This is a genomic window from Spirochaeta thermophila DSM 6578, assembly GCF_000184345.1.
GTDB lineage: Bacteria > Spirochaetota > Spirochaetia > Winmispirales > Winmispiraceae > Winmispira > Winmispira thermophila.
Window position 1 is genome coordinate 1,141,170 of the sequence record NC_017583.1, and the last position, 25,364, is coordinate 1,166,533.

The following is a 25,364-nucleotide window of genomic DNA, read 5'->3' on the forward strand; positions in this document are numbered from 1 at the left end:
TGGTATGGGCCTCAGGAGAAAGGCGAGGATACTCGCATTCCAGGCGCTCTTTGCGAGTGATGGTGGGGGAGGGGACGGACTGGAGGTCTTCTCCTTCCCATGGGCGGATGGGGAGATTCCGGAGGAGGTGAGGACCTTTGCCCAGCTCCTGCTGAGGGGAACGCTCGAACACCTTCCGGAGGTGGACGATCTCATCAAGAAGCACCTCGAGCACTGGGATTTCGGGAGGATCGCGCGGACCGATCGCGCCATCCTCAGGATGAGTGTCTACGCCCTCCTCTACCAGAAGGAGATACCCGCCCGAGTGATCATCGACGAGGCCGTGGAGATCGCGAAGCAGTTCGGTACGCAGGATTCCTATCGCTTTGTCAACGGTGTCCTCGATGCGATCCGGAAGACACTGGGGAGGACATGAAGAGGATACGTTGGGTCGGAGCCCTGGCACTCCTCCTCGTGGTGCTCTCGGGACTCTCCCTCGCGGTCTTCTTCGTGTGGAGAGACGTGACCTCATGGCAGGACGAGCGGTCGTTCCAGGACCTGCTCGATCGTGTGGATGAGATGCTCTCCTCGGGGAAAACCGTGGCCGCCGCGACGATCCTCGCGAACATGGACAGGGATCTCCCCCGGACGTCGGCCGGATGGCTCCGCGTGCTCAAGCGGGCCTACCTCGTGGAGGAGATGGGTGGAGACTACTCGGTACTCCTGGAGCTGGGCCGGGAAGCGGGTAGCAAATATCCAGGGCAGGCCCGGATATGGCTCCTCCTCATCCACGCCCTGCTCTCGGCGGGGCGGCCGGAGGAGGCCATGGAAGTGGCCTGGCGCCACCTGCCGCCCTCCGACTACCGGTATGTCTTTCAGTCTCTCTGGCACGCTCTCCTGGAACAGCATGCCGAGGAGTTCTCGATCCGTCGGATCCAGCGGATGGGGAGCCTCTTCCCTTTCCTCCTGGATCCGGATGTGTATCTCTCCCTCGGGGAAGAGCTCGATGACGAGTCCTTCACGATGCGGGGAGTGCTGCTCCTCCTTCAGAGGGACCGGGCCTACCATGAGGCGGCTCGTATCCTGGCCGATCTCTCGGGAGAGACGGCGCGGGATCTGCTGGTCTATATCCTCTATGACGCCGGAGTCTACGAGGAGGTGGTGGAGAGGTCCGAGGACTTTCTCCGTGTCCCCACTCCTGAACGACTCCATCTGGTCGCGGAAAGCCTTTGGCACACAGGTCGGATCACCCAGGCCTCGGCGCTCTATCGCCATCTGATCGCGGCTTTCCCACGTCACGAGCCCCGTGCGTATCACAATCTCCTGGTTTCCCTTCTCGAGGAACGGCGACTGGAGGAGGCTGAGGAGGTCCTCGAGGCCGGTCTGCGCGCCTTTCCCGGTGATGGTCTCCTCCTGAGGGACAGGGTGAGAGTGCTCCTCTTTCGGGGGGAGGAGGATGAAGCGCGCATCCTGGCTGCATCACTGGACGATCCGTTCGCCCGTATTGTCTCCCTTCTCCTTGAAGGAAGAACCCATGAGCCGTTCCTCCTGAGGGGGGAGGTGTGGGAGATGATCGAAGGTCATAGGGGGGAAGAGGCGGCCTGGGAATATGGAGCGTGGTTCTTTTCTTCGCACGGATTGTGGGATGATCTGGAGGAACTACTGGAGAGCGGTTTCGGCCTCTGGCAGGGGAGAACCTGGTACCGATTCTACAGGGGCCTGGTGCTTCTGAAACGGGGCAATAGGGAGGGAGCGAAGAGGCTCCTGTCCGAGGTCGAGGGGGACTACAGGGCTGCAGCTCTCTACGATCTCGCCCTCATCCTTGGGGAGGAAGGGCGATATCGGGAAGGGGCCGAACTCCTGACCCGTGCACCGCTGGAGACGTTTGCCAAGGAAGAACAGCTGGACCTTCTCACACTCAGGGCGTGGCTCCTTGCCGCCTCGGGCTCCACGGGTGAAGCGAGGGCCCTCCTCCGGCAGGTGCTCTCGGTGAATCCGGGGACCGTGGATGCAGCGGTGCTCCTGCGAAAGCTTGAGTGAGGGGCCTAAAGCTGCTATAACGGGAGCGAAGGAGTATAGCATGATTCCTCTCAAGAGCGAAAGGGAACTGGAAGGGATACGCGAATCGGCGCGCATCCTTTCTCAGGTGCTCAAGATCTTGCGGGCTTCGATAGGGCCGGGTATACCCACCCGGGAGCTCGACCGGATCGCCAGGAAGGAGATCGCCGCCTTCGGGGCGCGACCGGCCTTTCTCGGCTACATGGATTTCCCCGCTGCGGTCTGTATCTCGGTGAACGAGGTGGTGATCCACGGGATACCCGACGGGAGACGCCTGAAGGAAGGCGATATTGTGAGCATCGATTGCGGGGTCGACTATGAGGGTTTTTTCAGCGACGCCGCCTTCACGGTACCGGTGGGACGGGTGGCGGAAGAGGTGCGGAAGCTCCTCGAAGTCACCGAGGAAAGCCTGTATCTCGGGATAGCCCAGGCCAGGTCGGGAAATCGCATCCATGATGTTTCACGCGCCGTCTACCGGCACGCTCGGGCCCACGGGCTGGGGGTGGTGAGGGAGTTCTGTGGTCACGGGGTGGGACTCTCGCCCCACGAGGAACCGCAGATACCCAACTATGTGGGGAAAGGGCGAAGCCCCCGTATCATGCCGGGGATGGTCCTCGCGATAGAGCCGATGTTCACCCTGGGGGCTGACTACGTACGGATCCTCGAGGACGGGTGGAGCGTGGTGCCGGTGGACGGGAGCCTCTCGGCCCACTTCGAGCACACGATCGCCGTTCTTCCGGAAGGACCCGAGATACTCACCGATTGGGGCGAGGAACGCGTTCCTCTACTATCGAAGCAACAGGAGGGAGAAGTATGAGGGGTTATTCTCGTACGATGAAAGGTCTTTTCGTGTTTTTGATGGGTTTCCTGGGGGGGATGATCTTCCTTCTCGGTTTCTCGTGCTCCACAGGGGCCTCTGCAACCCCTCCACCACACACAGAGGCCGCCATCGATCTGGAGACTCTCCAGAACTCGTTCCGGGAGGTGGCCGAGCAGGCGCTTCCGATCGTCACGGAGATCAGCGTGGTGGAGACGAAGCAGCAGCCCTCTCCCGAGGAAGGGACTCCCTGGTTTTTCTTTTTCTTCGGCGAACCCGAGGAGGGGGAGCCACAGCCGTATGAGAGCGAGGCCCTGGGATCGGGGGTGATCGTGGATCGAAAGGGGAAGACCTACTATGTGCTGACCAACAACCACGTGATAGGCAAGGCCGAGAAGATCACGATACATCTCTACGATGACAGGACCTTCCCCGGCACCATCGTGGGTCGTGACGAGCGTAAGGATCTCGCCCTCCTCTCCTTCGAGGCCGATAGCACCGACATACCCGTAGCGGTCCTCGGCGATTCCTCCACCCTCCATGTGGGGGATTGGGTGCTCGCCATCGGAAATCCCTTCGGATTCGACTTCTCGGTGACGGCGGGGATCGTGAGCGCCCTGGGGAGAAGGGGAGGCCCCGACGGGAACATCAGCGACTTTATACAGACCGATGCCGCCATCAACAAGGGGAATTCCGGAGGAGCTCTCGTGAACCTCAAAGGGGAAGTGGTGGGGATCAATACCTGGATCACCTCGCCCACCGGTGGGAGCATCGGTTTGGGGTTCGCGATCCCCATCAACAATGTGAAAAAGGTGATCCGTGACTTCATCGAGAAGGGCAAGGTGGAGTACGGGTGGCTCGGGGTGAGCGTGGGGGATCCCGCGGACGCGGTGAAAGACGAGATGGGGCTCGAGGGGCACAGGGGTGCGTTCGTGTACCAGGTGTTCAGGGGAAGTCCTGCCTATGAGGGAGGCATCCTGCCCGGTGATTACATCGTCAAGGTGGGAGAGGCGGCTATAAGGGATGCGGACGAACTCGTCCTCAGGGTGGGAGACCTGCGGCCAGGCGAGAAGACGGACTTCACGTTGCTACGGATGGGGGAGAAGATGGTGGTGGAAGTGAGGATCGGCCAGCGACCTGCCGAGGAGGCGATCCGAACCCTCAACAAGCACCTCTGGCCGGGGTTCAGTGTGTACCCACTCACCGACGAGGTGCGCCGTCATCTTCCCGAGGACACGGAGGGCCTCAGAGGTCTCATCGTCTCCTCGGTGGAGCAGGGAAGCGTGGCTGCGACGGCAGGGCTCAAGGCGGAGGATATCGTCACTGCGGTGGGAGGAAACCCTGTACAGAGCCTGAAGGACTTCTACGTGCAGCTCGGCCGGTTGAAGGAGACAGGGACGCTCGGCCTGACTGTGGTCAGGGAGGGACAGGAGATCGGATTTGAGCTCACCTGGGGGGATTGAGGCCGGGACCTGCTGATCGGACGGACGCATGAGGGGCTTCCCGACGGGAAGCCCCTCATCTTGTGGCACACTACTTTGAGTGCGGAGCTACTCCCTGTTCCACTCCCCTTCGGTTCTCTGCCACAACCCTCCCCCCAAGGTTCCTGCGAAGAGTGTCTGAGTACTGGAATCGTAATAGAGGGTGGAGATGTGAAGGCCGGGGAGTTCGGTGGAGAGATAGTTTCCGTCCGAAGGTGAATCGAGGGAATCGATGTCGTTCCCTGTGAGGATACCGCTGTAGGTCCCTACTATGAGAGAGGTCCCCTCCTTTGTGAAAGAGGTGAAGCCCTCTCCATCATAGCCGGTGGAAGACTCCCAGGTGGACGTATCGTATGTGAGGAGGTATCCGTTCACCACGTCTCCGTCCTCATCCAGATCGATGCCGGTGAGGTAGAGGGTCGTCCCGTCGGTGTAGATGGAGGTGAAGGCATCGATCGGATCGAAGGCGGAGTCGGAGATCTGAGAGAGGCCGGTTGGAGAGGAGCCTCCGTACACCCCGTCCTCGGCGAGCACATAGTAGGTGGAGCTGAAGAACGCGACGCCCTGTACCGGGGCGGAGGGGGAAAGCCCGGTATCGCTGAAGGAGGTGCCGTCGGTGGAGTAGTAGAGCCGATAGGAGCCCCCATCGTGGATACAGGCGAAGAGGGCCGAGCCCGCCGCGAAGAGCCGTGTGATGGTGCCCGAGGGAAGGTCCGAGGAGCCCACCTCCTCCCAGGAGGCTGCATCGTACGAGGAGGCGCTCGCATCCACCCGGTAGAGCCCCTTCTCCGTGAGTTCTGCGTCGGTGAACCCTGCGTAGAGATATCCTCCGAAGACCGCGAGTGAGGTGTTCATCGGCCGCCCCTCGGGGGAGGGGATGGTCTCCCACTCGGAGGAGTCCGCATCACGGTAGAAGATCTTGAGTTCGCTCACGAAATACCGGTCTGAGCTCGCGGCGAATCGTTCTACCCGAAGATCATTGGGAAGGTTGGAGAGGTCCAGTATCTTCTCCTCGATGGAGAGGCTGTAGAAGATGCCGACAGTCCCCCTCGTACAAGAGACGAGGAGGAAAAACAGGGGTATGAAGAGGGCGATACGCTTCATGGTGCCTCCTATCGTATCCTGTATTCCGCTACGAGACTGATCTCGAGAAAGTTCCCGAAGGCCGAGTGGGATGGTGGAGGGGTATCCGGATTACTGGTGTAGAGCTGCATGATCCACCAGTAGTGGAGATTCATCCCGAAGGACCAGGCCGGGTCGTAGTCCCAGAGGATCGTGGCCCCGATCTTGAGCATGGGATCTATGTGGAAGAGCTCTTCGAGCTGGGTGAAGCACGGTCCCACGCTCGCATGGAGCGGCACCTCGAAGGGAAAGGCGTAGACGATGTAGTCGAACGTGAAGAGAAAGGGGACCATGTAGAGGGCCCTCGAGTTCGGGCTGAAGGCGAACATCCCGCCGAAGTCGAACCCCAGCCTGGTGGCATCGGAGAGATATCCCGACCACTTGAGTGATGCGGTGCCCCCCAGACTCAGGTTGGTGGGGGCGGTCCTGAAGTCTTCGGTGAACTGGAAGAAGAGGGGGAGGAGCACACCCGCGGAGAGGGAGAGACTCTGATCGCCCAGTCCATAGGTGGGACGGGGTCGTGCTCCAGGTTCCTTCGTGGGGAGTTCCTGGGCCCCCGTCCACTGGAGGATGAAGAGGGAGAAGAGCAGACCTGCCCACACACGCCTTCTGATTCTGGATTTCATGCAACGCTCCTTTCGAAGTCCATCGGCCTGTTCCTTGCGTTCCGGTCGTTTTTGTGCTACAAAGCCTGGTACACATCATACCGTGAAAAGCTCCGAGGAGTAAAGCATGCCTGCTCAGATCCTTTCCGGAAAAGAGGTGGCCGATCGGATCCTCGCCGATGTGGCGAAGGAGGTCGATTCGCTCGCACGCTCGGGATGCAGGCCGTTTCTCGCCGTAGTGAGGGTGGGGGATGATCCTGCCAGTGTGGCCTATGTGAGGGGAAAGCGCAAGGATGCAGCGCGTGTGGGGATCCTCTCGGAGGAACACACCTTCCCGGAGGAGACCGGGCAGGAGGATGTGTGCGCCCTCATCGACCGGCTCAACCGGGAGGAAGGAGTGCACGGGATACTCGTCCAGCTTCCGTTGCCTCCCCACATCGATGAGGAGGCCATCATCGAGCGGATCGCCCCGGAGAAGGACGTGGACGGTTTCCATCCGGTGAATGTGGGGAGGATGGTCCTCGGCCAGGAGACGTTCCTGCCGTGTACGCCGCACGGTATCCTCATGATGCTGCGCCACGCGGGGGTGGAGGTGAGGGGTCGCCACGTGGTCGTGGTGGGAAGGAGCAACATCGTGGGCAAGCCCCTGGCGAACCTCCTCTTGCAGAAGCGGGAGGGGGGGAACGCCACGGTCACGGTGTGCCACACGGCCACGCCCGACATCGGCTCCTTCACACGTCAGGCCGATATCGTGGTGGTGGCGGCAGGCCGTCCCGGTGTGCTCACGGCCGATATGGTGAGGGAAGGGGCGGTGGTGATCGACGTGGGGATCAACAGGGTGGAGGATCCGTCCTCCCCCAGGGGATATCGGCTCATAGGCGATGTGGCCTTCGAGGAGGTCGCCCGGAAGGCCTCCCTGATCACGCCCGTGCCGGGAGGGGTGGGCCTCGTCACCCGGGCCATGCTCCTCTGGAACACGGTGCGGGCCGCCCGTCTCGCACAGGAGCGTCGTGGTGGTTGACACCCAGAGCGCCTTCGACGACAGGAACATCCCCATCGACAAGGTGGGTATCAAGGGCCTCACCTATCCGGTGACTGTGCTCGACAAGAGGCACAGGATCCAACACACCGTGGCCACGGTGAACATGTTCGCCAACCTTCCCCATCACTTTCGCGGCACGCACATGAGCAGATTCGTGGAGGTCTTTCAGGCACACTACAAGAACATCCAGATGAAGGGGTTCCTCTCCATGCTCGAGGATGTCCGCAAGGCGCTCGATGCAGAGGCGGCCTTCGTGGATCTCTCGTTCCCCTACTTCATCGAGAAGGAAGCCCCGGTCTCCCGCCAGAAGAGTCTCCTGGAGTATCGGTGCAGCTACATAGGGGAGCTCAACGGGGAACACCGCAGTTTCTTCGTGGGGATAGAGGTGCCCATCAACACGGTCTGTCCGTGTTCCAAGGAGATAAGCCGGTTCGGCGCCCACAACCAGAGGGGGATGGTACGGCTCACGGTCCAGCTGGGGCCTTTCTTCTGGATAGAAGATATGATCGAAGAGATAGAGGCCTCGGCCTCCGCAGGGATCTACACCCTCCTCAAGCGTGAGGACGAGAAGTTCATCACCGAACACGGCTACGAGCATCCCCGCTTCGTGGAGGACGTGGCGAGAGAGGTGGTCCTCCGGGTGGAGCGATTCGCCGCCTTCCCCTGGTTCAGGGTGGAGGTGGAGAACATGGAGAGTATCCATAACCACAACGCCTATGCCTGCATAGAGCGTGGAAAGAGGGAGCGATCGGTATGGAACTCAATCGTGTGAACCTGGTGCATAGACTGGTCCCGGTACGGCACGTGATCATCAGCGTGGCCGACAAGAGCGGACTTCCGGAGTTCGTTCGGGCGCTCGTCCGCCTCGCACCCGATGTGCGCATCTATTCGACAGGAGGGACCGCGCGTCTCGTAGCCGAGGTGTTGGGGGAAGCCTCCTCCCATCATCTCGTCCCCATCTCCTCGTATACGGGGCAGCCCGAGATGCAGGGAGGGTTGGTGAAGACCCTCGACTTCAAGATCTACATGGGGCTCCTTTCGGAGACCTACAACGAGGAGCACCGGAAGGACATGGCCCGTACCGGCGCGGTCCCTTTCGATATGGTGGTGGTGAACCTCTACCCCTTCGAGAAGGCGGTGTCCGAGGCAGGGGCCACGCTAGAGGACGGAAGGACCCACATCGACATCGGCGGCCCCTGTATGCTCAGGGCCGCGGCCAAGAACTTCCTCCGGGTGGCTGCGGTGAGCGATCCTTCACAGTACGGACGCGTGCTCGAGGACCTCGAGGTCCACACAGGGGCGACCAGCTACGAACTCCGGCTCTCGCTCGCACGTGAGGTCTTCGCCCGCACCTCGGCCTATGATCGGGCCATTGCCCGGTTTCTTGAGCATGTGCCCGCAACCTTCGAGGATTCCCCGTACGAGGAGCCGGAGGCATGAAGGACTACCGTGAACTCAAGAGGATGTATCGAACGATTCAGGAGGATCCCTTCCCGCCTCGGATAGAGCTCGCCTTCGTCAATGAGGGGGAACGGTACACCCTCATCTACGAGAAGGTGAGCTGGACCATAGAGGGCGAGGACCGAGGCCTCAGGTACGGAGAGAATCCCGATCAGCCTGCGGCCATGTACCGCCTCGTGAACGGTGCGGTCTCCCTCGGGTCGGTGGAGGTGTTCGCCGACGGTGCATGGCTCTCGAGCGACGTGGAGCTCCTGCAGTCGGGGAAACACCCCGGCAAGATCAACATCACCGATGTGGACAGCGCCCTCCACATCCTCCGCTACCTCCAGGAGAGGCCGTGCTGCGTGATCGTGAAGCACAACAATCCTTCAGGCGTGGCGGTGGCCGACAGCCTCGCGGAGGCCTATACCAAGGCCTACTTCGCGGACAGGATCGCGGCCTTCGGTGGAGCGGTGGTGCTCAACCGAGCCGTCGATCGCCAGACGGCCGAGGAGATCGCCCGTACGTACTGCGAGGTGGTGGCGGCGCCCGACTACGAGGGTGAGGCCCTCGACCTTCTCAAGACCCGGAAGAACCTGCGGATCATGCGCATCTCGAGGATGGAGAATCTCCGGGAGTTCGCCTTCAGACGATACATCGACTTCACCTCACTTCTGGACGGAGGGCTCATCCTCCAGGCCTCTTTCGCTTCTTCCGTTCGAACCGCCGAGGACTTTTTCCCGGCGGTGGCCGAGCATCAGGGGGTGCGCTACGAGATCGAGCGAAAACCCACCGAAAAGGAGCTCGAGGACATGCTCTTCGGGTGGTTCGTGGAGACCGGGGTGACGAGCAATTCGGTCATCTATGTGAAGGATGGTGTCACGGTGGGGATAGGGACCGGTGAGCAGGACAGGGTGGGGGTGGCGATGATCGCCAGGGACAAGGCCTACGTGAAGATGGCCGACCGGCTCTGTTGGCAACGGTTCGGAGTGAGCTGGTACGAGCTTGACGACGAGACGAAACGCCGCGAAATTTGGGAGGAGGTGGAAGAGGCGAGGGGTGGCCTCGAGGGGGCGATCATGGTGTCCGATGCCTTCTTCCCCTTCAGGGATGGAGTCGATGTGGGGATCCGCGAGGGGATCACCGGTGTGGTCCAGCCCGGTGGTTCGCTCAGGGATCATGAGGTGATCCAGGCCTGCAACGAGGCGGGGGTTACCATGGTCTTCACAGGCCAGCGGTGTTTCCGCCACTAGGGGAGCGAGATGAGAACCTATTGGGTGGAGACCTACGGGTGCCAGATGAACAAGGCCGAGTCCGAGGCCCTCATACGGGATCTCGAGGAGGCGGGATGGGGACGTGCCTCAGCTCCGGAAGAGGCAGACGTGGTGGTGCTCAACACCTGCACAGTGCGCCAGACCGCTGAGGAACGAATCGCGGGGCGGCTCGGTTACTACAGGTATCTCAAGAAGCACGGGAGGTTCATCCTGGTCCTCATGGGGTGCATGGCGGAGCGCATGAAGGAGGAAGTGCTCGAAGCGTTCCCCCATGTGGACGTGGTGGTCGGTACCTTCCAGAAGAACTCCTTCGTCCGGCTCCTCAGGGAGCGGGCCGAGGATCTCACCCTCCTCCAGCAGCTTCTCCTCACCGAGGAGGACGAGTACAGCTTCGAGAAGCTCCATCACAGCGGACTGGGGTTCAAGGCCTTCGTCCCCATCATGCACGGGTGCAACAACTTCTGTTCATACTGCATCGTCCCTTATGTGAGAGGGCGTGAGATTTCGCGGCGCCCTTCCGAGATATTTGAGGAGATAGAGGCCCTCCTCGAGAAGGGTGTGAGGGAGATCACGCTCCTTGGTCAGAACGTGAACTCCTACCGCTTCACGTGGGAGGGGAAAGAGATGCGATTTGCCGGCCTCCTCAGGGAGATCGTCCATAGATTCCCCGAGCTTCCGTGGCTCAGGTTCCTCACCTCACATCCCAAGGATCTCTCCGAGGAGCTGATCGAGGTGATGAGCGCTTCTTCTTCTATCTGCAAACACCTTCACCTGCCTGTGCAGCACGGCTCCAACCGGATCCTCGGGGCCATGAACCGCCGCTACACCAGGGAGCACTATCTGAACCTGGTCGAGAGGATCCGCACCGCGATGCCCGGGATAGCCCTCACTACGGACATCCTCGTGGGCTTTCCGGGGGAGACGGAGGAGGATCTGGAGCTCACCCTCGACCTCATGCGTCGGGTTCGCTTCGCCGATGCATATACGTACTACTACAACCCACGGAAGGGAACCCGGGCGTACGAATGGGGAGACCCCATCCCTCTCGAGGTGAAGAAGGAACGGTTGGGTCGGGTGATCAGACTTCAGAGGGAGCTCTCCCTGGAGTGGAAGCAGAGGAAGATAGGGCGGATGGTGGATGTCCTGGTGGAAGAGGTGAGCAGGAAGCGGGAAGACGAGGTGCTCGCCCGGACGGAGCAGGACGAAATGGTGGTCTTCCCGGCTCCCCCTGAGAGGATCGGTCGTTTCGCCCACGTGCAACTCGTGTCCCTTGAGGGAAACACATTCAGAGCCAAGGAGGTGATACGATGCCTTGGAGATTCATCCTCACGATAGTGCTCCTCATCCTGGTCCTCGTGTTCGTAGGTCTCAACCTCGACAACAGGACCACGATCTCGTTCGGCGTGTACACCCTGGAGGATGTACGGGTGGCCTTCGCTTTGAGTTTCGCCTTCTTCCTGGGTGTCGTGGTGACGATTCCCTTTACTCTTCTCCGGCGGGGCCGAAAAGAGAAGAAGGGGAGTTCAGGCGATGATTCCAGGAAGGAGACATCCGGCGAGGTTCCGGAGAAGAGGTAGGCTGTACACTCTTGTGCTGGGACTCCTCCTCTGGTGCGTCCCACCGGGGGGGCTGTTGCCTGCCGAGGGAGTGGGTGCGGTTTCGCGGGAGCAGATTCTTGCACTGGAGCTCTCGGGCGATCTGGAAGGAGCACTCGCAGCCCTCACTCGGAGGTATTCGGTCTCCCGCGATCCTGTCGATCTCTTTGGGATAGCTCGCCTCACTTACGAGCTGGGGGATTTCGTCCTTGCGGAATCGAGGACGCGGGAACTCCTCTCTCAGGATGTCTCCACCGTGATCAAACGGGATGCGCTCTTGCTCCTCGCTCATATCTATCTCGCCACGGGGCGCTTCGAGGATGCCCATGCCCTCACGACGGCCCTTCTCGATCTGTCCGATCCTACCCCCGCTCTCCTGTATACGGCCTTTCTCGCGAGCCTCTTGAATGGTGAGGGGACGTCGGCGGAGAGGATCAGGGACCGTTTGGAAGAGCTGTTTCCGGAGAGTCCCGAGTCGGTGCTCGTGAGAGGGCTTTCCGCTTCACACGCCGAGATTTCCTGGTATCCTTCGTACATGCTTTCCCTGGGCGAAGGGGTGACCATGTCCCCCGCCGGGAGCACCGGGGAGCAGGCGACTACGGATGAGGAGGGAGGGCTGCGGGTTGGGATCCAGGTGGGGTCCTTCCTCGAACGAAAGAACGCTCAGGAGATGGTGGACATCCTCGGGGAAAAGGGCTTCACGGCACTGATAGTCGAGGCCGTGAGGGATGGGAGGACCTTCTTCCGCGTGCTCCTTCCTGTGGAGGCCCAGACTCCCTCTCTCACCCAGGAGAGAGCCCAGGAGATCCTGGTCTCCCTCAAGGACCAGCGCATCGAGGGGTTCGTCGTGTTCTATTGAGGGGTGGGGGCAGGGGTCTCCCGCTGTTCCCTGATGATCTGCTGAAGGGTGATGGGAACGGCGGAGGGGAGTGGTTCCACCCCGAAGGGGGTGAGGCGGATGGGCAGGAGCACGAGTTCCTTCTTCACGCCCAGCGGCACGGTCTCTTCCTTCGATGATGTCACGAGGAATAGTCTGTGCGTCGGGGGGGTATGTCGTTCCTCGAAGAGGAGGAACTCGAGGATCGTGTGTTCCTTGATCGCATAGGTGGTGAAGAATCCGGAGAGGCTCTTGTCTTCGGTGTGCCATGTGAGACGGGAGGGATCGGAAAAGATCACCTGTCCTCCCGTGGTTTCGTTCGTGAACACACCGGAGAGGTGCAGGGGACGAGGAGAGATGGGAGAGCGGGAGAAGAAGGCCCTCTGGAGTCCTTCCGTGAAGCGGGAATAGGTCCCGTTCCAGGGGGATGGATCCCGTATCTCGGGTGTGGTGATCGATATCTGTATGGTGTTCGCATCCTGGAGTGAGAGGTAGATCGATATGGAAAGGCCAGGGAGTGTCTTGTTCTGTGCGATGATGGAGATCCCCCGGTAGAAGTTCTTGATCGAGTTCTGCCACAGGTAGATCTCCTGGATGTCCTCGCGATAGAAGGATATCTCCCTGTTCTCGTAGTCGAGCACGAGGAATGTTTCCTCGTGGGTTTCTTCCTTGAACCACGGCCCGGCCACGAAAGTGGCGATGGCTTCGGCGGTTCCCTCGAAGAGGCGTCGGAGTTCTTCCGAGGTATCGCCCCGGTGCTCCAGGGCTCGTTCTTCCGTGGCGCGCACGGTGTAAACCTCCTGGAAGACATCCCACTCGTACGTCGTGATGGTCTGGATGATCGTGCCGCCCTCGTCGGTGCGTTCCGTGGTCACACGTACCGGGAAGGCCTGGCCGGTGGTTTGACCCTCGGCGTAGGCCGTGGAACGCTCATGGCGCACTATCTCCACCTTTCCCTGAGTGGTGATGGAAAGGACGGATCTGTAAGAGAGGGAGAGCCCCCACGGAGAGAGGGTCCTGCGGAAGATCTGGAGATTGAGGTCTCCTGTTTCCGTGATACCCTGGACCACGAGTTCGGGGGTGTGGTCTCCCGTGAGATCGATTGCCTCCATCGAGAAGAAGTAGGGACTCGTCATGGGAAGCGAGGTCTTCCACACTTCCCGGTAGACATCACGGATACTGTCGTAGTCCGCGACCGAGAGGGTGATGGGGGTGGCCGGTTGGGGGCTGGTCTTGTATGCCACGAGTTGTTCCTCTTCACCATCCATATCGAGCTGTACAGTGAGCACGGTGATGACCTGTGATGATTCGGGAAGGGAGATGTAGGGCTTGGCGAAGAGGCCTTCGCTTTCCTGTTCGTTCGGGTGCTCCTGAGGAGAGAGGGAGACGAAGCGTGTTTCCTGCTCGAGAATGGGGAGGGATCCTGGTGAGGATCTCCTTCCGCCCGGCGTGGGGGCACAGGAGAGAAGGAGGAGAAAGACGATGAGCGACATGATCTGCAGGAGTCTCGTGGCGTGCATGGGGCTATTCTACGGACTGGAGAAGCCTTCGCCAAGGGAGTCTTTGACAAAGCCTCTCAAATCTGCAATGATTCCCCCATGTCATCGCAGGAGAAATCCCTCTACCTCAATCTCTCCCCGCTCGACCACAGGTATTACCTGGCCAACAGGGAGCTCTTCGACGAACTCTCCCGATACCTGAGCGAGCAGGGGAATGTCTGGTATCTCCTCAGGGTGGAGGAGGCGTTGCTCCTCACTCATCTGGAGGAAGCAGGGGTGCTCGACCCCGATCTCGAACGGGCGGTACGGAAGGCCGCCGAGGAGGTGACGCCGGATGAGGTGTATGAGGAAGAGGCGCAGACACAGCACAACATCCGCGCCCTCGTCAACGTCTACGTGCGTCATCTCCCCGAACAGGTTCGACCCTACGTCCACCTCGGGGCCACCTCGGTCGACATCATGGATACGGCTGCGGCGCTCCGTTATCGGGATGCGATGCGGCGGGTGGTCCTCCCACTCCTCCTCCAGGTGGAGCGGAGGCTCATCGAGCTTGCCGAACATGAGGCCGAGACTCCTCAGGTGGGGAGGACACATGGGCAGTATGCGGTGCCCATCACCTTCGGATATGCCGTCGCCGAATACGTCTCCCGGCTCGGGAAGTCCATCCTCCGCCTGGAAGAGCTCTCCAGGGATCTGAGAGGGAAACTCTCAGGCGCGGTGGGTGCCTACAACGCCACGAGCCTTCTGGTGAGGGATCCCCGGGGATTCGAGCGTCGTGTCCTTTCGAGACTCGGGCTCCTCCCCACCGACCATGCCACTCAGCTCGTGGAGCCTGAGTACCTCCTTCGTCTCCTCCTCGAGCTCAACGTGGCATTCGGGATCCTCGCCAATCTGGCGGATGATCTCAGGCACCTCCAACGATCCGAGATAGGTGAGGTCCAGGAGGCGTTTGGGGAGAAGCAGGTGGGTTCCTCCACCATGCCGCACAAGCGGAATCCCTGGAACTCGGAACATGTGAAGAGCCTCTGGAAGGCTTTCGCCCCCAGGGTCCTCACCTTCTACCTGGATCAGATCTCCGAGCATCAGCGGGATCTCACCAATTCCGCTTCGGCGAGGTTCGTGACCGAGTACGTGGCGGGGTTCGTGGCCGCAGCCGAGAGGATGCGACGTATCCTCGCAGGGCTCAAGGTGCATAGGGACCGGATGCTCCAGCACCTGAAGGAGGGTGGGGGAGCGATGTTGGCCGAGGCCGCCTATGTCCTCCTTGCCCGGGCGGGCGAATGGAACGGTCACGAGATCGTAAGGAGGGCGACCCTCGAGGCGGAACGCACGGGCAAGTCCTTCCTCCAGGTGCTCGCCGAGGATCGGATGGTCTGGGAGAAACTGTCCTCCTCGCTTGCGGAGACGGTGGGCGAGGAGCCCGAGACCTTCTTTGCAGAACCATGGAGGTATCGCGGCAAGGCCCCGGAACGTGCCCGGGAGCTCGCACGCGAGTTTTCACGGCTCATGGACGAGATAGAGGAGCGCCTATGAATCAGATGCAGATGTTCGAAGGACTCAGCTACGACGATATCCTTCTCCTCCCAGGATACGCGGATTTCCTTCCCTCCGAGGCGAGGGTTGAAGTGGAACTCCATCCGCGGCTCAGGCTCAATATCCCTATTCTTTCTGCTGCGATGGACACGGTCACGGAGAAGGAGATGGCGATCGCCTTGGCCCTGGAAGGCGGGTTGGGGGTCATCCACCGGAATCTTTCTCCCGAGGAGCAGGCCGGCCAGGTGGCGGCCGTGAAGCGCTACCTCAACTGGATCATAGAGTCGCCTATCACCGTCCGGAAGGGACAAACCGTGAGGGAGGCCAAGGCCTTGATGCAGCAGTACAACATCTCCGGCCTCCCGGTGGTGGACGAGAAAGGGACCCTGTGCGGCATTCTCACCGGTCGGGACCTCCGGTTCGTGAAGGACGAACGGCTGAAGGTGGAAGAGGTGATGACCCCGGACCCGGTGGTGGAGCGGGGAAGACCCACTATCGACCAGGCCCAGGAGGCGTTCGACCGACACAAGGTGGAGAAGCTCCCCCTCGTGGACGAGACGGGGAAGCTGATCGGTCTCGTGACGGTCAAGGATATAGAGAAGCATCAGAAACATCCTCGTGCCGCCCTCGATAGTCACGGCCGTCTTCTCGTGGGGGCTGCGGTCTCTCCGGGGGACTTCAGACGGCGCCTCCCGCTTCTCGTGGAGAACAGGGTTGACGTGGTGGTGATCGATACGGCGCACGGACATACACGCAACGTCGTCGAGACCGTGAAGGCAATAAAAAAAGAATGGGACATCCCGGTGATCGCGGGAAATGTGGCGACCGTGGAAGGGACGAAGGCCCTCATCGAAGCCGGCGCCGACATGGTGAAGGTGGGTATCGGCCCCGGTTCCATCTGCACCACGAGAATCGTGGCGGGGATAGGGGTGCCGCAATTCAGTGCCGTACTCCAGTGTGCGGAGGAGGCTGCGAAGCACGGCGTCCCTGTCATAGCGGACGGGGGTATCAAGTATTCGGGGGATATCGTGAAGGCCATTGGGGCCGGTGCCCATGCGGTGATGATCGGGAACCTCTTCGCCGGGCTCAAAGAGGCTCCGGGCAAGGAGATCATCTACGAGGGACGTATCTTCAAGAGCTACAGAGGTATGGGATCTCTCGGTGCCATCAGGGAAGGTTCGGGAGATCGGTATCAGATCGGCGAGGGAGAGGAGCCGGTGCCCGAAGGAGTGGAAGGGAGAGTCCCCTACAAAGGCGAACTCGCCCCCTATCTCCACCAGCTCGTATCTGGTCTGAAGAAGGGGATGGGGTATTGCGGGTGCCGTACCCTCGAGGATCTCAGATCCTATCGCCGATTCGTGAAGATCACACATGCGGCGCTCAGAGAGAGTCATGTCCACGATGTGACCGTGACCCAGGAGCCTCCGAACTATTCCCGATAGCACGAGAAAAAAGAGAGAGGAGCGACGATGAACATAGTGGTGGTAGGAGCTCAATGGGGGGACGAGGGGAAGGGTAAGATCGTGGATGTGCTCGCGAGCCGGGCGGATCTCGTGGTGAGGTATTCGGGGGGAGCCAATGCGGGACACACCATCGTGCACGACGGTGTCTCGTACAAGCTCCATCTCGTTCCGTCCGGGATCGTGTACCCGGACACGGAAGTGGTGCTCGGCACGGGGATGGTGATCGATCCCGAGGCACTCTTCCTGGAACTCTCCCAGATCGAAGCCCTCGGGGTGGACTGGAAGGGGAGGCTCTATATCTCGGACAGGGCGCATCTGGTATTTCCTTCTTACAAGGCTGAGGACAAGGCCGTAGACGAGAAGCGTCGTTACCCTATCGGGACGACGGGGAGGGGGATAGGGGTGGCGTATGCGAAGAAGGCCTTCAGGGACGGGGTGCGGATGATAGACCTCTTCGACGATAAGTTCTTTTCCCGCCTCACCCCTCAGGAGAAGAGGTTCGTCGAACCCTATCTCTCCCGCCTCGAGCCCCTCCTCGTGAACCTCGTCTCCTTCATGCGAGGCCGTGTGTCCGGGAATATCCTCTTCGAAGGGGCACAGGGTATCCTCCTGGACCTCGACGTGGGCACCTATCCGTACGTCTCCTCCGGCGTCTCCGCTCCTGCGGGTGCGTCCCTGGGGGGCGGCGTGGGACCCTGTGACCTCGATGCGGTGTACGGCGTCTGCAAGGCCTACACCACACGGGTGGGGTATGGGCCCTTCCCCTCCGAGTTCCGGGATCATGAGGCGGGCCTGGGCGACAGGATCCGTGAGATAGGGCACGAGTACGGCACCACCACAGGACGTCCCCGAAGGTGCGGCTACCTCGACCTCGTGGCATTGAAGTACGCCTGTGAGGCGGGAGGTCTTTCGGCTCTCCACCTCACACACCTCGATGTCTACGATACGTTCGATGAGATCGGGGTGTGTGTCGCCTACCGGATAGGGGGAGACGTGATCACCGAGTTCCCTTCTTCCATTTCGGCGCTCGAGGATGCCGAACCTGTCATCCGGACCGTCAAAGGGTGGAAGCGGTCCTTACGGGAGTGCCGATCCTATGACGACCTTCCGTCCGAGGCGAGGGCCTATGTGGATCTCATAGAGGAGTACACCTCCACTCCGGTGGAGATCGTATCGGTGGGATGTGAGAGGGAGGAGACCATCATCCGGAAGGACCCATGGAAAAGATCCTAGTCCTCGATTTCGGAGGTCAGACCTGCCAGCTCATCGCCAGGCGGATCCGTGAGATAGGGGTCTACAGCGAGGTCGTTCCCGGCGATACGCCGGTGGAATCCCTGCCCCTTGAAGGCGTGAAGGGGATCATCCTCTCGGGCTCTCCCTACTCGGTCTACGATGCGGAGGCGCCGAAGGTCGATCCGCGCGTCTCTTCCCTGGGTATCCCCATATTGGGGATATGCTACGGGGTGCAGCAGCTCGCGCACCTTTTCGGGGGGAAGGTGGCCCCGCTCGATCACCGCGAGTACGGTCGGAGTAGACTCTTCTTCACCGAAGCCTCGCCGCTCTTCGAGGGCGTCCCGGAAGGGTTCGTCTCGTGGATGAGCCACGGTGACACCATCGTGGAGGTGCCCGAGGGATTTCGAGTGATCGCACGTTCGGAGCACAACCTGGTGGCCGGCATAACCCACGAGCGACTCCCGCTCTACGGGATCCAGTTCCATCCGGAGGTGACCCACTGCGCGTACGGCCTCACCGTGCTCGAGAACTTCGCCGTACGTATCTGTGGGGCCCGGAAGACGTGGACCATGGCCTCGTACCTCGAGGATGTCCAGGGGCTCCTCAGGACACAAGTGGGGGATGATCCTCTCCTCCTCCTCATTTCGGGAGGGGTGGACTCCACCGTGGTGGCCGCCCTCCTGCTCAAGACATTTCCACCCGAGCAGGTCCATCTCCTCTACATCGATACCGGCCTCATGAGGAAGAACGAGACCGAGGAGGTGGAGGCCAATCTCCGAACCCTTGGAGCCAGCAATCTCTATATCGTCCATGCCGAGGAGAGGTTCCTTTCGGCCCTCAAGGGGGTGGTGGATCCCGAGAAGAAACGTCAGATTATCGGGGATGTGTTCATCCAGGTCCAGGAGGAGGAGCTTCGACGTCGAAGGATCCCCGATCAGGCCTTCCTCGCCCAGGGTACCCTCTACACCGATCTCATCGAATCAGGGAAAGGCGTGGGGAACAAGGCGAAGGTCATCAAATCGCATCACAATGTGCGATCCCCTCTCATCGAGCGGAAGCGGAAGGAAGGGAGGGTGATCGAGCCCCTCTCCATGCTCTACAAGGATGAGGTGCGCAGACTGGGGGCTCATCTCGGTGTACCCCGGGAGGTGCTCGAGCGCCACCCGTTTCCTGGACCCGGCCTCGCGGTGAGGATACTCGGGGAGGTGACCAGGGAGAAGTGCGACATCCTCCGGGAAGCCGACGCGATTTTCATCGACGAGCTGAAGAGGCGTCACCTGTACCACGAGATATGGCAGGCCTTCTGTGTCCTTCTGCCGGTACGGACCGTGGGGGTGACAGGGGACGACCGCAACTACGGGTATGTGGTGGCCCTCCGTGCCGTCACCTCCAAGGACGGGATGACGGCCGACGCCTATCCCTTTCCCACGGCGGACCTGTTGGAAATCGCTGCGCTCATCACGAACCGGGTGAAGGATGTAGGCCGGGTGGTCTACGATGTCTCGAGCAAACCACCCGCCACCATAGAGTGGGAGTAGCCTAGCGTGGAGCGGGGGGTGGGGGAAGGGGGTGTCGCGGCGGTCGGGTGAGTCTCTCGAAGAGGAACTCCCGTTGCTCGGGGGTGAGATAGGGGGCCATCTCCTCCCTCATCTGCTCGAGTTCCGTACGCAGAGCGTCCTTGAACTCGTCTTCGATAGCCTGGAAGCGCTTGCTGTAGCGATCCCATATGTCCAGAAGTTTCCGTTCCTGCTCGGGATCGAGTCGGAGACGTCTCGTGAACTCCTCGCGGATGATGTCTGAAGTCTGTGGAGGAGCTTGAAAAAACAATGCCCTGAAGGAGCGGGGATGGGTTTTCATGTAGAGGAGCGTCGCTCCTGTTCCCATGGCAGCCCCGATGAGAAAGACCAGTGCCACGAGCAGAAACGCCTTGACCGAAGGTTTCACGTTCTCTTCTCCTTTCTCCTAGAACAGGTCCTCAAGCATGGAGATGACCACCTGATGTGAGGCCATCTGGGTGATGTCGATCTCTTGGCGGGGCGGGAACACGGAGAAGGCGAAGAGAAAGAGGCAAGCCACGAGGGATCCGGCGAGGCCCGCGAGGAGCGGTTTCCTCCATGCGAGCAGATAGGCCCACACGTGGGCCTCGGACCGCCCCGAGATGACACGCTCCATGACCTTGTCGACGAACGAAGGGCTGAATGTGTAGCTCTTCAGAGGTTCGAGGAGTTCCTTGATCGGATCGTCACGCCGTTTCATGAGTCTCTCCCATACGACGAGTATATGCCTTCTCGAATGCATCCCGGGCCCTGCTGAGCCGCGAGAGCACGGTGCCCACCGGGATCTCGAGGGACCGTGAGATTTCTTCCACCGAAAGCTCGTTGAGGTAGAAGAGAGTGAGTATCACCCTGTGCTTTACCGAGAGATCTGCCAGTGTTTCGTGGACAGCCAGGGTGGTGATGGTTCGCTCGTCCGGGGGATCCATCTCCGGTTCCTTCGCCGTTTCGAGGGGAAGTGGTGCCCGGAAACGTCGTTTCCGTTCGTTGAGACAGAGGTTGATGGTGATCCGGGTGAGATAGGTGCCCACCGACGCCTCCCCTCTGAATTTCGGAAGCGACTTGTAGAAGCGGAGGAAGACCTCCTGCCCGATGTCCTCCACCTCGGGGACCGGGCCGAGGATACCCACTATTGTTCGGGCCACCCTGTCCTTGTACATCTCGACCAGTCTACGGAAGGCCGTATGATCTCCGTTTCGTGCGGCATCGACGAGCCCTTCCGCTCCACCTTCCCTCTCGTGAGAGAGCCTGCGATCCTGTTCCACCACCATCTTCCATAGTTATTTGACCATCTCATACACGATCATATTCCAAACGTAGCATGTGGGACTCGCTCATGGAATACAGAGCTGAGTCTCATGGTCGAATACTATGAGTTCTATGTGAGGGAGTATGAAATGAGAAGTTCTTATCGTGCAGCTCTTATGTGCATGCTTCTCCCTGTGATGTGGGATCTTGCGGCGGAGGAGAGGTTGTCCCTTGATGCAGTGGTTGGTATGGCTCTCAAAGAGGATGTGACGTATCGCATACTCGGGATACAACTGGATCAGGCCGAACTGGAAGAGTCCTCCCTCCGACCCGGTCTTTCGTTGGATATTCATGGCGGCGGCAGCGGGGGCAATATCTTGTCCTTTGATGTTTCCGAGGGTGGCTCTCACACGGTTCTCTCACCTTCACTCTCTCTGGTGCTTCCCTATCCACTCGGTACCGAGATCGGGATGGGGTTAGAGACCTCGTTTTCCTCGGAAGAGAGGGAAGGCCTCGTCTCTTTCGAGATTCTTCATCCGCTGTCGGGGTATCCCTCCACTTCTCGTGTCCAGACCCTCCAGGTGAAGTACAAACGTGAGAATGCTTATCAGGCATTCCTCCAGAGGAGGTATGAGGTGACCCGTGAACTCCTGGAGATCGTGAGGAATATCTACGAAGTGAGGCGTGATCGCCTGGATCTGGAGGCCCAGAAGGACGATGTCCTCAGGACCCTGTCCATGTACGAGGACCTCGGCTATCCAGAGGATTCCCTGGAACTGGAGAGAACAAGAGTGGAACTGCGAAGCACGGAGCGGGCTCTGAAGCTCCTGGAGATGAAAGAAGAGCGATATATCGAGGAGTATCGAAGTCTCACAGGAGTACGAGAGCTTCCGGATCTTCCCGCTCCTGCTGACATCACCATAGCCATCCCTGAAGGCTATGGTGGGTTTTCCAGTGTGATCATGGCGGAAAGAGAACGGGAACTGGAAGAGATCGGATATCAGGATGAGGTTTCCCCTCTCCCTGAGTTGAAGGTGGGAGGTTTCTCCTATGTACCGCTTTCAGAATTCGTGGAAGGGGCTCGGCTCTCCTTTGGTGGGCTTTTCTCCTTCTCGTGGGGAGGTGGGGCCCTCTCTGCCCGGGTGGGATTTACTCCAGAGGAGAGAACGCTCACCCTTCAGACAGCGGTAAGCTGGAACATCTCCCCTGGTGATTCCTCCCGGGAAAGGGTGAGCAAAGAGCTGGATCTTTCTCTTGCACACCTTAGGGAGGAACTTGAGGTGAGGGATGCCATTTCTCAGATTGAGGATTGGCGCCTCCAGCTTGAGGAGTACCTGATGAACCTCGAAGACATTCGAGATGAAAAGCCTCTCGTTGAGAGGGAGTACCAAGTGGCACTCGCACGGTATGAGGAGGGAATCATCTCTCAGGAAGAGCTCAAGGAGAAGCAGAGAGCAATGGATCGTATTACCATCGAAGAGGAGCTCCTTTCCGTGAAGCTCCTGCTTCTCGATTCCAGTATACATGCATCTTTCGTATCTGAAGAGTGAGGAGGATATCGTGACGAGAAGAGGCTTCATTATTAGCATGTCATCGGTCGTCATAGTACTGGGAGGGGTGATCGTACTTTTCTCTCTGAGACAGGAGAGCACAGAGTCAGCTGAGGTTACCTCGCAGAGGGTGAAAGTGGAGAAGGTCGTCCAGGATGAGGTGGTGGAGGTTTCGGGGAATGTAGAGCCGGGAGAAGAACAAACCCTTACCATGACGAGCGGGGGAGAGGTGAAGCAAGTCTATGTAGAAGAGGGAGACATGGTGGAGAAGGGAGAGGTGATTCTCAGGCTGGACGACGATGAGGAGCAGTATGAGTACCAGCAGGCAGTGTACGAGCTTGATCAGAAGAAAGGGACGATCTCCACTCGGGAAGAACAACTCCTCGAGATGAGAGTGAAGCTCGCGAAGAAGGCTCTTGAGGAACGTGTACTCATCGCTCCTCTCTCGGGACTCCTCGTGGATTTTGCGGTGAAGCCAGGGGATAGACTCGTCTCCAATGAGCTTCAATCGTTGGGTCGAATCATCCGCACGGATTTCCTCAGGGCAACGGTACAGGTGGATGAGCTCGACCTTGGGAAGGTGAATATAGGTCAAAAGGTGAGGATCCTCTTCGATGCTTTCCCTGATGTCGAGGTCGAAGGTCGGGTCGAAGACATATCGGAGACTGCGACGGTTGACTCGCAGGGGATCGCGGTGTGTGATGTGGACATTCTCATCCCGGATCCTCCGGAAGGGGTGAAGCCCGGATTCTCGTTCACCGGCCAGATCGTGGTGAAGGAGGCGGAGGAACTCCTGCTTCTCGATAAACGCGCGGTGATCACGAGAGAGGGGAGGACCATCGTTATGAGGGTATCCCCCGAGGGGACCGCGAGGCCTATGCCCCAGGAAGTCCAGGTGGAAGAGTTCGATGAGGATCGCGTTCGAGTGCTCTCCGGACTTGAGGAAGGGGACGAGGTCCTCATCCTCTCATCTTCGGAGACCTCGGGATCATCAGGAGGTGGATCACGCATGTTTTTTGTGGGGCCTGGTGTGGGGGGCCCTCCTCCGGGAGGTGCACCTGGCCCTCCTCCGGGAGGTGCACCTAGACGTGAGGGAGGGCGGTGAGTGTATGGCACGCTTTGTGGTTAGGGCCGAAGGAGTGATGAAGGAGTACAGGATGGGCGAGGTGGTAGTCCCCGCACTGAGGGGGGTGAGTATCGGGGTCGAGAAGGGAGAGTACGTGGCGATCATGGGGCCTTCCGGATCGGGGAAGTCCACGCTCATGCACCTCGTCGGCTGTTTGGATGTCCCCACACGAGGGAAGGTGTTCATAGAGGAGGAAGATGTCTCAAGGCTCTCTGAGCGGGAGCTTGCGAGGATCCGGAACAGGAAGATCGGTTTCGTCTTCCAGCAGTTCAACCTCCTTCCCCGGCTCACCATAGAGGAAAACGTGGAGACTCCTCTCATCTACGCAGGAGTCCCCTCCAAGGAGCGGCGGAGACGGGCGATAGGGTCCCTCGAGAGAGTCGGCCTCTCGCATCGCCTCTCCCACCGACCCACGGAACTCTCGGGAGGAGAACGTCAGCGGGTGGCGATCGCCAGGGCCTTGGTGACCGAGCCTCTCATCATACTCGCCGATGAACCCACCGGAGCCCTGGATACGGAGACCGGAAGGAAAATCCTCGATCTTTTCCGGGAGCTCCATGAGGAAGGGCGTACGTTGGTGATAGTGACACATGATCCCGAGGTGGCGCAAGAGGCCCAGCGCGTGATACGTATACGAGACGGGCTCATAGAGGAGGAGGTATGACCTTTTTTTGGGAGAATATACGACTCGCGTTTCTCAGCATGATGCACAACAAGGGGAGGACGTTCCTCTCCATGTTGGGGATCATCATCGGTGTGGCGTCGGTCATCATGATCACTTCTCTGGGTAAAAGCGCCACCGCGAGTGTGGAGGAACAGATCGCCCGGGCGGGATTGCATGTGATCTCCATATTCCCCCGGCTCTCGGAAAAGGAGGCGGTCCGGCTTGCGGTTCCGGATCTGGTGGACGACCTTTCGTCCGAATTCCCCACCATCGAGCAGGGGGTGGCCCTTCAGCGTGGTCAATTCCTCGTCACGTACGGACATTCCTCCACCTCCGCTACGGTGATGGGGGTTCCTGCCTCGTTCGCTTCCATGTTCTCTTACGAGGCGGAGGAAGGCCGTTTCTTTTCCAAAGAGGAGGATGATGCGAGGAAACAGGTAGTGGTCCTGGGATCGGAGGTCGCAGAGGCTCTCTTTCCCTATACCGATCCCATCGGGAAGTACATCAGGATCTTTCGTGGTCAAGCGAAGCGATTCAGGGTGATCGGGGTGATGAAGTCGCGATCGGATACCGTAGGAGTGTCCTTCGATACGAGTATCTTCGTGCCGTATCAGACCTATACCACGAGACTCGAGCGGACGGACAACGTGAGCAGCTACCTCCTCCTGGTGAAGGAGGGAGAGGACGTGGTGGAACTCGCGGATCGGATAGAGAACCGTCTCACCCAGAAGGCTTCCGGCAATTCCGATGCCTTTCGGGTGATCTCTCCCGCCACCATCGCGGAGGTATACTCCGAGACCACCGGCACCCTCAACCTCCTCCTCGGCGGGGTGGCCGCCATCTCTCTCATCGTGGGCGGGATCGGGATCATGAATATCATGCTCGTCTCGGTGACTGAACGAACGAGGGAGATAGGTATTCGGAAGGCCCTGGGAGCCACACCTCTCATGATCAGAGGGCAGTTTCTCCTGGAGGCGGTGGCCCTCTGTGCCGTAGGCGGCACAGCGGGGGTGGGACTCGGAATAGGGCTCGGGCTCCTCATCACTTCCCTGATGAAGTGGTCCTTCGTCCTCAACGTGCCTGCGGTATTCTTCGCGTTCGTCTTCTCCGCACTCGTGGGCATCTTCTTCGGGTTCTATCCCGCGTATCGGGCCTCCCGTCTCGATCCCGTCCAGGCTCTCATGTTCGAGTGAGGGTGGTAAGAT

The 25,364-nt window shown here is 60.0% G+C and carries 26 protein-coding genes; 19 read left to right on the forward strand and 7 right to left on the reverse strand.

The window, feature by feature from the left end; translation table 11 throughout:
• Positions 1-4: 4 nt before the first annotated feature.
• From nusB to SPITH_RS05160, 4 genes are read left to right on the forward strand one after another with little or no spacing between them, the layout of a single operon-like run.
• Entirely contained in the window at positions 5-415 is a 411-nt protein-coding gene (gene nusB, locus SPITH_RS05145; protein WP_013313773.1) for a transcription antitermination factor NusB, read from the forward strand.
• Entirely contained in the window at positions 412-2,019 is a 1,608-nt protein-coding gene (locus SPITH_RS05150; protein WP_014624641.1) for a tetratricopeptide repeat protein, read from the forward strand. The genes nusB and SPITH_RS05150 overlap by 4 nt, the downstream gene beginning before the upstream one ends.
• Positions 2,020-2,059: 40 nt before the next feature.
• Positions 2,060-2,854: a type I methionyl aminopeptidase gene (gene map, locus SPITH_RS05155; RefSeq protein ID WP_014624642.1), complete on the forward strand. Its 795-nt coding sequence runs from the start codon at positions 2,060-2,062 to the stop codon at positions 2,852-2,854.
• Between the two features lie 17 nt (positions 2,855-2,871).
• Positions 2,872-4,317 carry a Do family serine endopeptidase gene (locus SPITH_RS05160; protein WP_245523459.1) on the forward strand — a complete coding sequence of 482 codons (1,446 nt, stop codon included), beginning with the start codon at positions 2,872-2,874 and terminating at the stop codon, positions 4,315-4,317.
• An 87-nt stretch (positions 4,318-4,404) separates the two neighbouring features.
• Here the strand turns inward: SPITH_RS05160 and SPITH_RS05165 are convergent, their stop codons facing one another.
• Both SPITH_RS05165 and SPITH_RS05170 read right to left on the reverse strand, forming a co-directional pair.
• Positions 4,405-5,439 carry a hypothetical protein gene (locus SPITH_RS05165; protein ID WP_014624644.1) on the reverse strand — a complete coding sequence of 345 codons (1,035 nt, stop codon included), beginning with the start codon at positions 5,437-5,439 and terminating at the stop codon, positions 4,405-4,407.
• Between the two features lie 8 nt (positions 5,440-5,447).
• Positions 5,448-6,083, reverse strand: coding sequence for a TP0733 family outer membrane beta-barrel protein (locus tag SPITH_RS05170; RefSeq protein ID WP_014624645.1), 636 nt, complete (start codon positions 6,081-6,083; stop codon positions 5,448-5,450).
• Positions 6,084-6,189: 106 nt separating this feature from the next.
• On the opposite strand from SPITH_RS05170, the gene SPITH_RS05175 reads away from it, so the two are divergent.
• The 7 genes from SPITH_RS05175 to SPITH_RS05205 are packed head-to-tail and all read left to right on the forward strand — an operon-like array spanning position 6,190 to position 12,272.
• Positions 6,190-7,083: a bifunctional 5,10-methylenetetrahydrofolate dehydrogenase/5,10-methenyltetrahydrofolate cyclohydrolase gene (locus tag SPITH_RS05175; RefSeq protein ID WP_014624646.1), complete on the forward strand. Its 894-nt coding sequence runs from the start codon at positions 6,190-6,192 to the stop codon at positions 7,081-7,083.
• Positions 7,076-7,876, forward strand: a complete 801-nt coding sequence (folE2, locus tag SPITH_RS05180) for a GTP cyclohydrolase FolE2 (RefSeq protein WP_014624647.1) — start codon at positions 7,076-7,078, stop codon at positions 7,874-7,876. The genes SPITH_RS05175 and folE2 overlap by 8 nt, the downstream gene beginning before the upstream one ends.
• The gene (locus tag SPITH_RS05185; RefSeq protein WP_014624648.1) at positions 7,858-8,544 is read left to right on the forward strand and encodes an MGS domain-containing protein; all 687 of its coding nucleotides are present in this window, start codon (positions 7,858-7,860) and stop codon (positions 8,542-8,544) included. The genes folE2 and SPITH_RS05185 overlap by 19 nt, the downstream gene beginning before the upstream one ends.
• Complete coding sequence (locus SPITH_RS05190) at positions 8,541-9,797, forward strand: AICARFT/IMPCHase bienzyme formylation region (protein ID WP_014624649.1); 1,257 nt, start codon at positions 8,541-8,543, stop codon at positions 9,795-9,797. Before SPITH_RS05185 ends, SPITH_RS05190 begins: the two co-directional genes overlap by 4 nt.
• 9 nt (positions 9,798-9,806) lie before the next feature.
• Complete coding sequence (gene miaB, locus SPITH_RS05195) at positions 9,807-11,153, forward strand: tRNA (N6-isopentenyl adenosine(37)-C2)-methylthiotransferase MiaB (protein WP_014624650.1); 1,347 nt, start codon at positions 9,807-9,809, stop codon at positions 11,151-11,153.
• Positions 11,126-11,395 (forward strand): hypothetical protein, encoded by a 270-nt coding sequence (locus SPITH_RS05200; protein ID WP_013313784.1) that lies wholly within the window; start codon positions 11,126-11,128, stop codon positions 11,393-11,395. The genes miaB and SPITH_RS05200 overlap by 28 nt, the downstream gene beginning before the upstream one ends.
• A 13-nt stretch (positions 11,396-11,408) precedes the next feature.
• Positions 11,409-12,272 (forward strand): SPOR domain-containing protein, encoded by an 864-nt coding sequence (locus SPITH_RS05205; protein ID WP_245523460.1) that lies wholly within the window; start codon positions 11,409-11,411, stop codon positions 12,270-12,272.
• Here SPITH_RS05205 and SPITH_RS05210 read toward each other — a convergent pair.
• Positions 12,266-13,810, reverse strand: coding sequence for a pallilysin-related adhesin (locus SPITH_RS05210; RefSeq protein WP_014624652.1), 1,545 nt, complete (start codon positions 13,808-13,810; stop codon positions 12,266-12,268). The two genes, SPITH_RS05205 and SPITH_RS05210, sit on opposite strands and share 7 nt — an antisense overlap.
• A 78-nt stretch (positions 13,811-13,888) precedes the next feature.
• On the opposite strand from SPITH_RS05210, the gene SPITH_RS05215 reads away from it, so the two are divergent.
• From SPITH_RS05215 to guaA, 4 genes are read left to right on the forward strand one after another with little or no spacing between them, the layout of a single operon-like run.
• On the forward strand, positions 13,889-15,322 hold the full coding sequence (locus SPITH_RS05215) for a lyase family protein (RefSeq protein WP_014624653.1): 1,434 nt from the start codon (positions 13,889-13,891) through the stop codon (positions 15,320-15,322).
• On the forward strand, positions 15,319-16,764 hold the full coding sequence (guaB, locus tag SPITH_RS05220; protein ID WP_014624654.1) for an IMP dehydrogenase: 1,446 nt from the start codon (positions 15,319-15,321) through the stop codon (positions 16,762-16,764). Before SPITH_RS05215 ends, guaB begins: the two co-directional genes overlap by 4 nt.
• Positions 16,765-16,791: 27 nt before the next feature.
• A complete protein-coding gene (purA, locus tag SPITH_RS05225) occupies positions 16,792-18,018 on the forward strand; it encodes an adenylosuccinate synthase (protein WP_014624655.1) in 1,227 nt (408 codons plus the stop codon).
• Complete coding sequence (gene guaA, locus SPITH_RS05230) at positions 18,003-19,556, forward strand: glutamine-hydrolyzing GMP synthase (protein ID WP_014624656.1); 1,554 nt, start codon at positions 18,003-18,005, stop codon at positions 19,554-19,556. The genes purA and guaA overlap by 16 nt, the downstream gene beginning before the upstream one ends.
• A 1-nt stretch (position 19,557) precedes the next feature.
• Here guaA and SPITH_RS05235 read toward each other — a convergent pair whose 3' ends face one another.
• The 4 genes from SPITH_RS05235 to SPITH_RS12410 form a co-directional block, all read right to left on the reverse strand.
• The gene (locus SPITH_RS05235; RefSeq protein WP_014624657.1) at positions 19,558-19,962 is read right to left on the reverse strand and encodes a hypothetical protein; all 405 of its coding nucleotides are present in this window, start codon (positions 19,960-19,962) and stop codon (positions 19,558-19,560) included.
• Between the two features lie 18 nt (positions 19,963-19,980).
• Positions 19,981-20,274 (reverse strand): hypothetical protein, encoded by a 294-nt coding sequence (locus SPITH_RS05240; protein WP_014624658.1) that lies wholly within the window; start codon positions 20,272-20,274, stop codon positions 19,981-19,983.
• Positions 20,261-20,842, reverse strand: a complete 582-nt coding sequence (locus SPITH_RS05245; protein ID WP_014624659.1) for an RNA polymerase sigma factor — start codon at positions 20,840-20,842, stop codon at positions 20,261-20,263. Before SPITH_RS05245 ends, SPITH_RS05240 begins: the two co-directional genes overlap by 14 nt.
• Positions 20,843-20,905: 63 nt before the next feature.
• Positions 20,906-21,229 (reverse strand): hypothetical protein, encoded by a 324-nt coding sequence (locus SPITH_RS12410; RefSeq protein WP_245523461.1) that lies wholly within the window; start codon positions 21,227-21,229, stop codon positions 20,906-20,908.
• Positions 21,230-21,256: 27 nt separating this feature from the next.
• Here SPITH_RS12410 and SPITH_RS05250 point away from each other — a divergent pair, with 27 nt between their 5' ends.
• The 4 genes from SPITH_RS05250 to SPITH_RS05265 all read left to right on the forward strand — a co-directional run bounded on the left by SPITH_RS05250 (position 21,257) and on the right by SPITH_RS05265 (position 25,352).
• On the forward strand, positions 21,257-22,369 hold the full coding sequence (locus SPITH_RS05250) for a TolC family protein (RefSeq protein WP_245523462.1): 1,113 nt from the start codon (positions 21,257-21,259) through the stop codon (positions 22,367-22,369).
• Positions 22,370-22,499: 130 nt separating this feature from the next.
• The gene (locus SPITH_RS05255; protein ID WP_245523463.1) at positions 22,500-23,474 is read left to right on the forward strand and encodes an RND family efflux transporter; all 975 of its coding nucleotides are present in this window, start codon (positions 22,500-22,502) and stop codon (positions 23,472-23,474) included.
• Positions 23,475-23,478: 4 nt separating this feature from the next.
• Positions 23,479-24,159, forward strand: coding sequence for an ABC transporter ATP-binding protein (locus tag SPITH_RS05260; RefSeq protein ID WP_014624662.1), 681 nt, complete (start codon positions 23,479-23,481; stop codon positions 24,157-24,159).
• Positions 24,156-25,352: an ABC transporter permease gene (locus SPITH_RS05265; protein ID WP_014624663.1), complete on the forward strand. Its 1,197-nt coding sequence runs from the start codon at positions 24,156-24,158 to the stop codon at positions 25,350-25,352. Before SPITH_RS05260 ends, SPITH_RS05265 begins: the two co-directional genes overlap by 4 nt.
• Positions 25,353-25,364: the final 12 nt, after the last annotated feature.

Excerpts from the sequence above, each read along its gene's own strand:
- nusB (WP_013313773.1), top strand. The coding sequence starts at position 5 with ATGGGCCTCAGGAGAAAGGCGAGGATACTCGCATTCCAGGCGCTCTTT.
- SPITH_RS05150 (WP_014624641.1), top strand. The coding sequence starts at position 412 with ATGAAGAGGATACGTTGGGTCGGAGCCCTGGCACTCCTCCTCGTGGTG.
- map (WP_014624642.1), top strand. The coding sequence starts at position 2,060 with ATGATTCCTCTCAAGAGCGAAAGGGAACTGGAAGGGATACGCGAATCG.
- SPITH_RS05160 (WP_245523459.1), top strand. The coding sequence starts at position 2,872 with ATGAAAGGTCTTTTCGTGTTTTTGATGGGTTTCCTGGGGGGGATGATC.
- SPITH_RS05165 (WP_014624644.1), bottom strand. The coding sequence starts at position 5,439 with ATGAAGCGTATCGCCCTCTTCATACCCCTGTTTTTCCTCCTCGTCTCT.
- SPITH_RS05170 (WP_014624645.1), bottom strand. The coding sequence starts at position 6,083 with ATGAAATCCAGAATCAGAAGGCGTGTGTGGGCAGGTCTGCTCTTCTCC.
- SPITH_RS05175 (WP_014624646.1), top strand. The coding sequence starts at position 6,190 with ATGCCTGCTCAGATCCTTTCCGGAAAAGAGGTGGCCGATCGGATCCTC.
- SPITH_RS05185 (WP_014624648.1), top strand. The coding sequence starts at position 7,858 with ATGGAACTCAATCGTGTGAACCTGGTGCATAGACTGGTCCCGGTACGG.
- SPITH_RS05190 (WP_014624649.1), top strand. The coding sequence starts at position 8,541 with ATGAAGGACTACCGTGAACTCAAGAGGATGTATCGAACGATTCAGGAG.
- miaB (WP_014624650.1), top strand. The coding sequence starts at position 9,807 with ATGAGAACCTATTGGGTGGAGACCTACGGGTGCCAGATGAACAAGGCC.
- SPITH_RS05200 (WP_013313784.1), top strand. The coding sequence starts at position 11,126 with ATGCCTTGGAGATTCATCCTCACGATAGTGCTCCTCATCCTGGTCCTC.
- SPITH_RS05210 (WP_014624652.1), bottom strand. The coding sequence starts at position 13,810 with ATGCACGCCACGAGACTCCTGCAGATCATGTCGCTCATCGTCTTTCTC.
- SPITH_RS05215 (WP_014624653.1), top strand. The coding sequence starts at position 13,889 with ATGTCATCGCAGGAGAAATCCCTCTACCTCAATCTCTCCCCGCTCGAC.
- guaB (WP_014624654.1), top strand. The coding sequence starts at position 15,319 with ATGAATCAGATGCAGATGTTCGAAGGACTCAGCTACGACGATATCCTT.
- purA (WP_014624655.1), top strand. The coding sequence starts at position 16,792 with ATGAACATAGTGGTGGTAGGAGCTCAATGGGGGGACGAGGGGAAGGGT.
- guaA (WP_014624656.1), top strand. The coding sequence starts at position 18,003 with ATGGAAAAGATCCTAGTCCTCGATTTCGGAGGTCAGACCTGCCAGCTC.
- SPITH_RS05240 (WP_014624658.1), bottom strand. The coding sequence starts at position 20,274 with ATGAAACGGCGTGACGATCCGATCAAGGAACTCCTCGAACCTCTGAAG.
- SPITH_RS05245 (WP_014624659.1), bottom strand. The coding sequence starts at position 20,842 with ATGGTGGTGGAACAGGATCGCAGGCTCTCTCACGAGAGGGAAGGTGGA.
- SPITH_RS05260 (WP_014624662.1), top strand. The coding sequence starts at position 23,479 with ATGGCACGCTTTGTGGTTAGGGCCGAAGGAGTGATGAAGGAGTACAGG.
- SPITH_RS05265 (WP_014624663.1), top strand. The coding sequence starts at position 24,156 with ATGACCTTTTTTTGGGAGAATATACGACTCGCGTTTCTCAGCATGATG.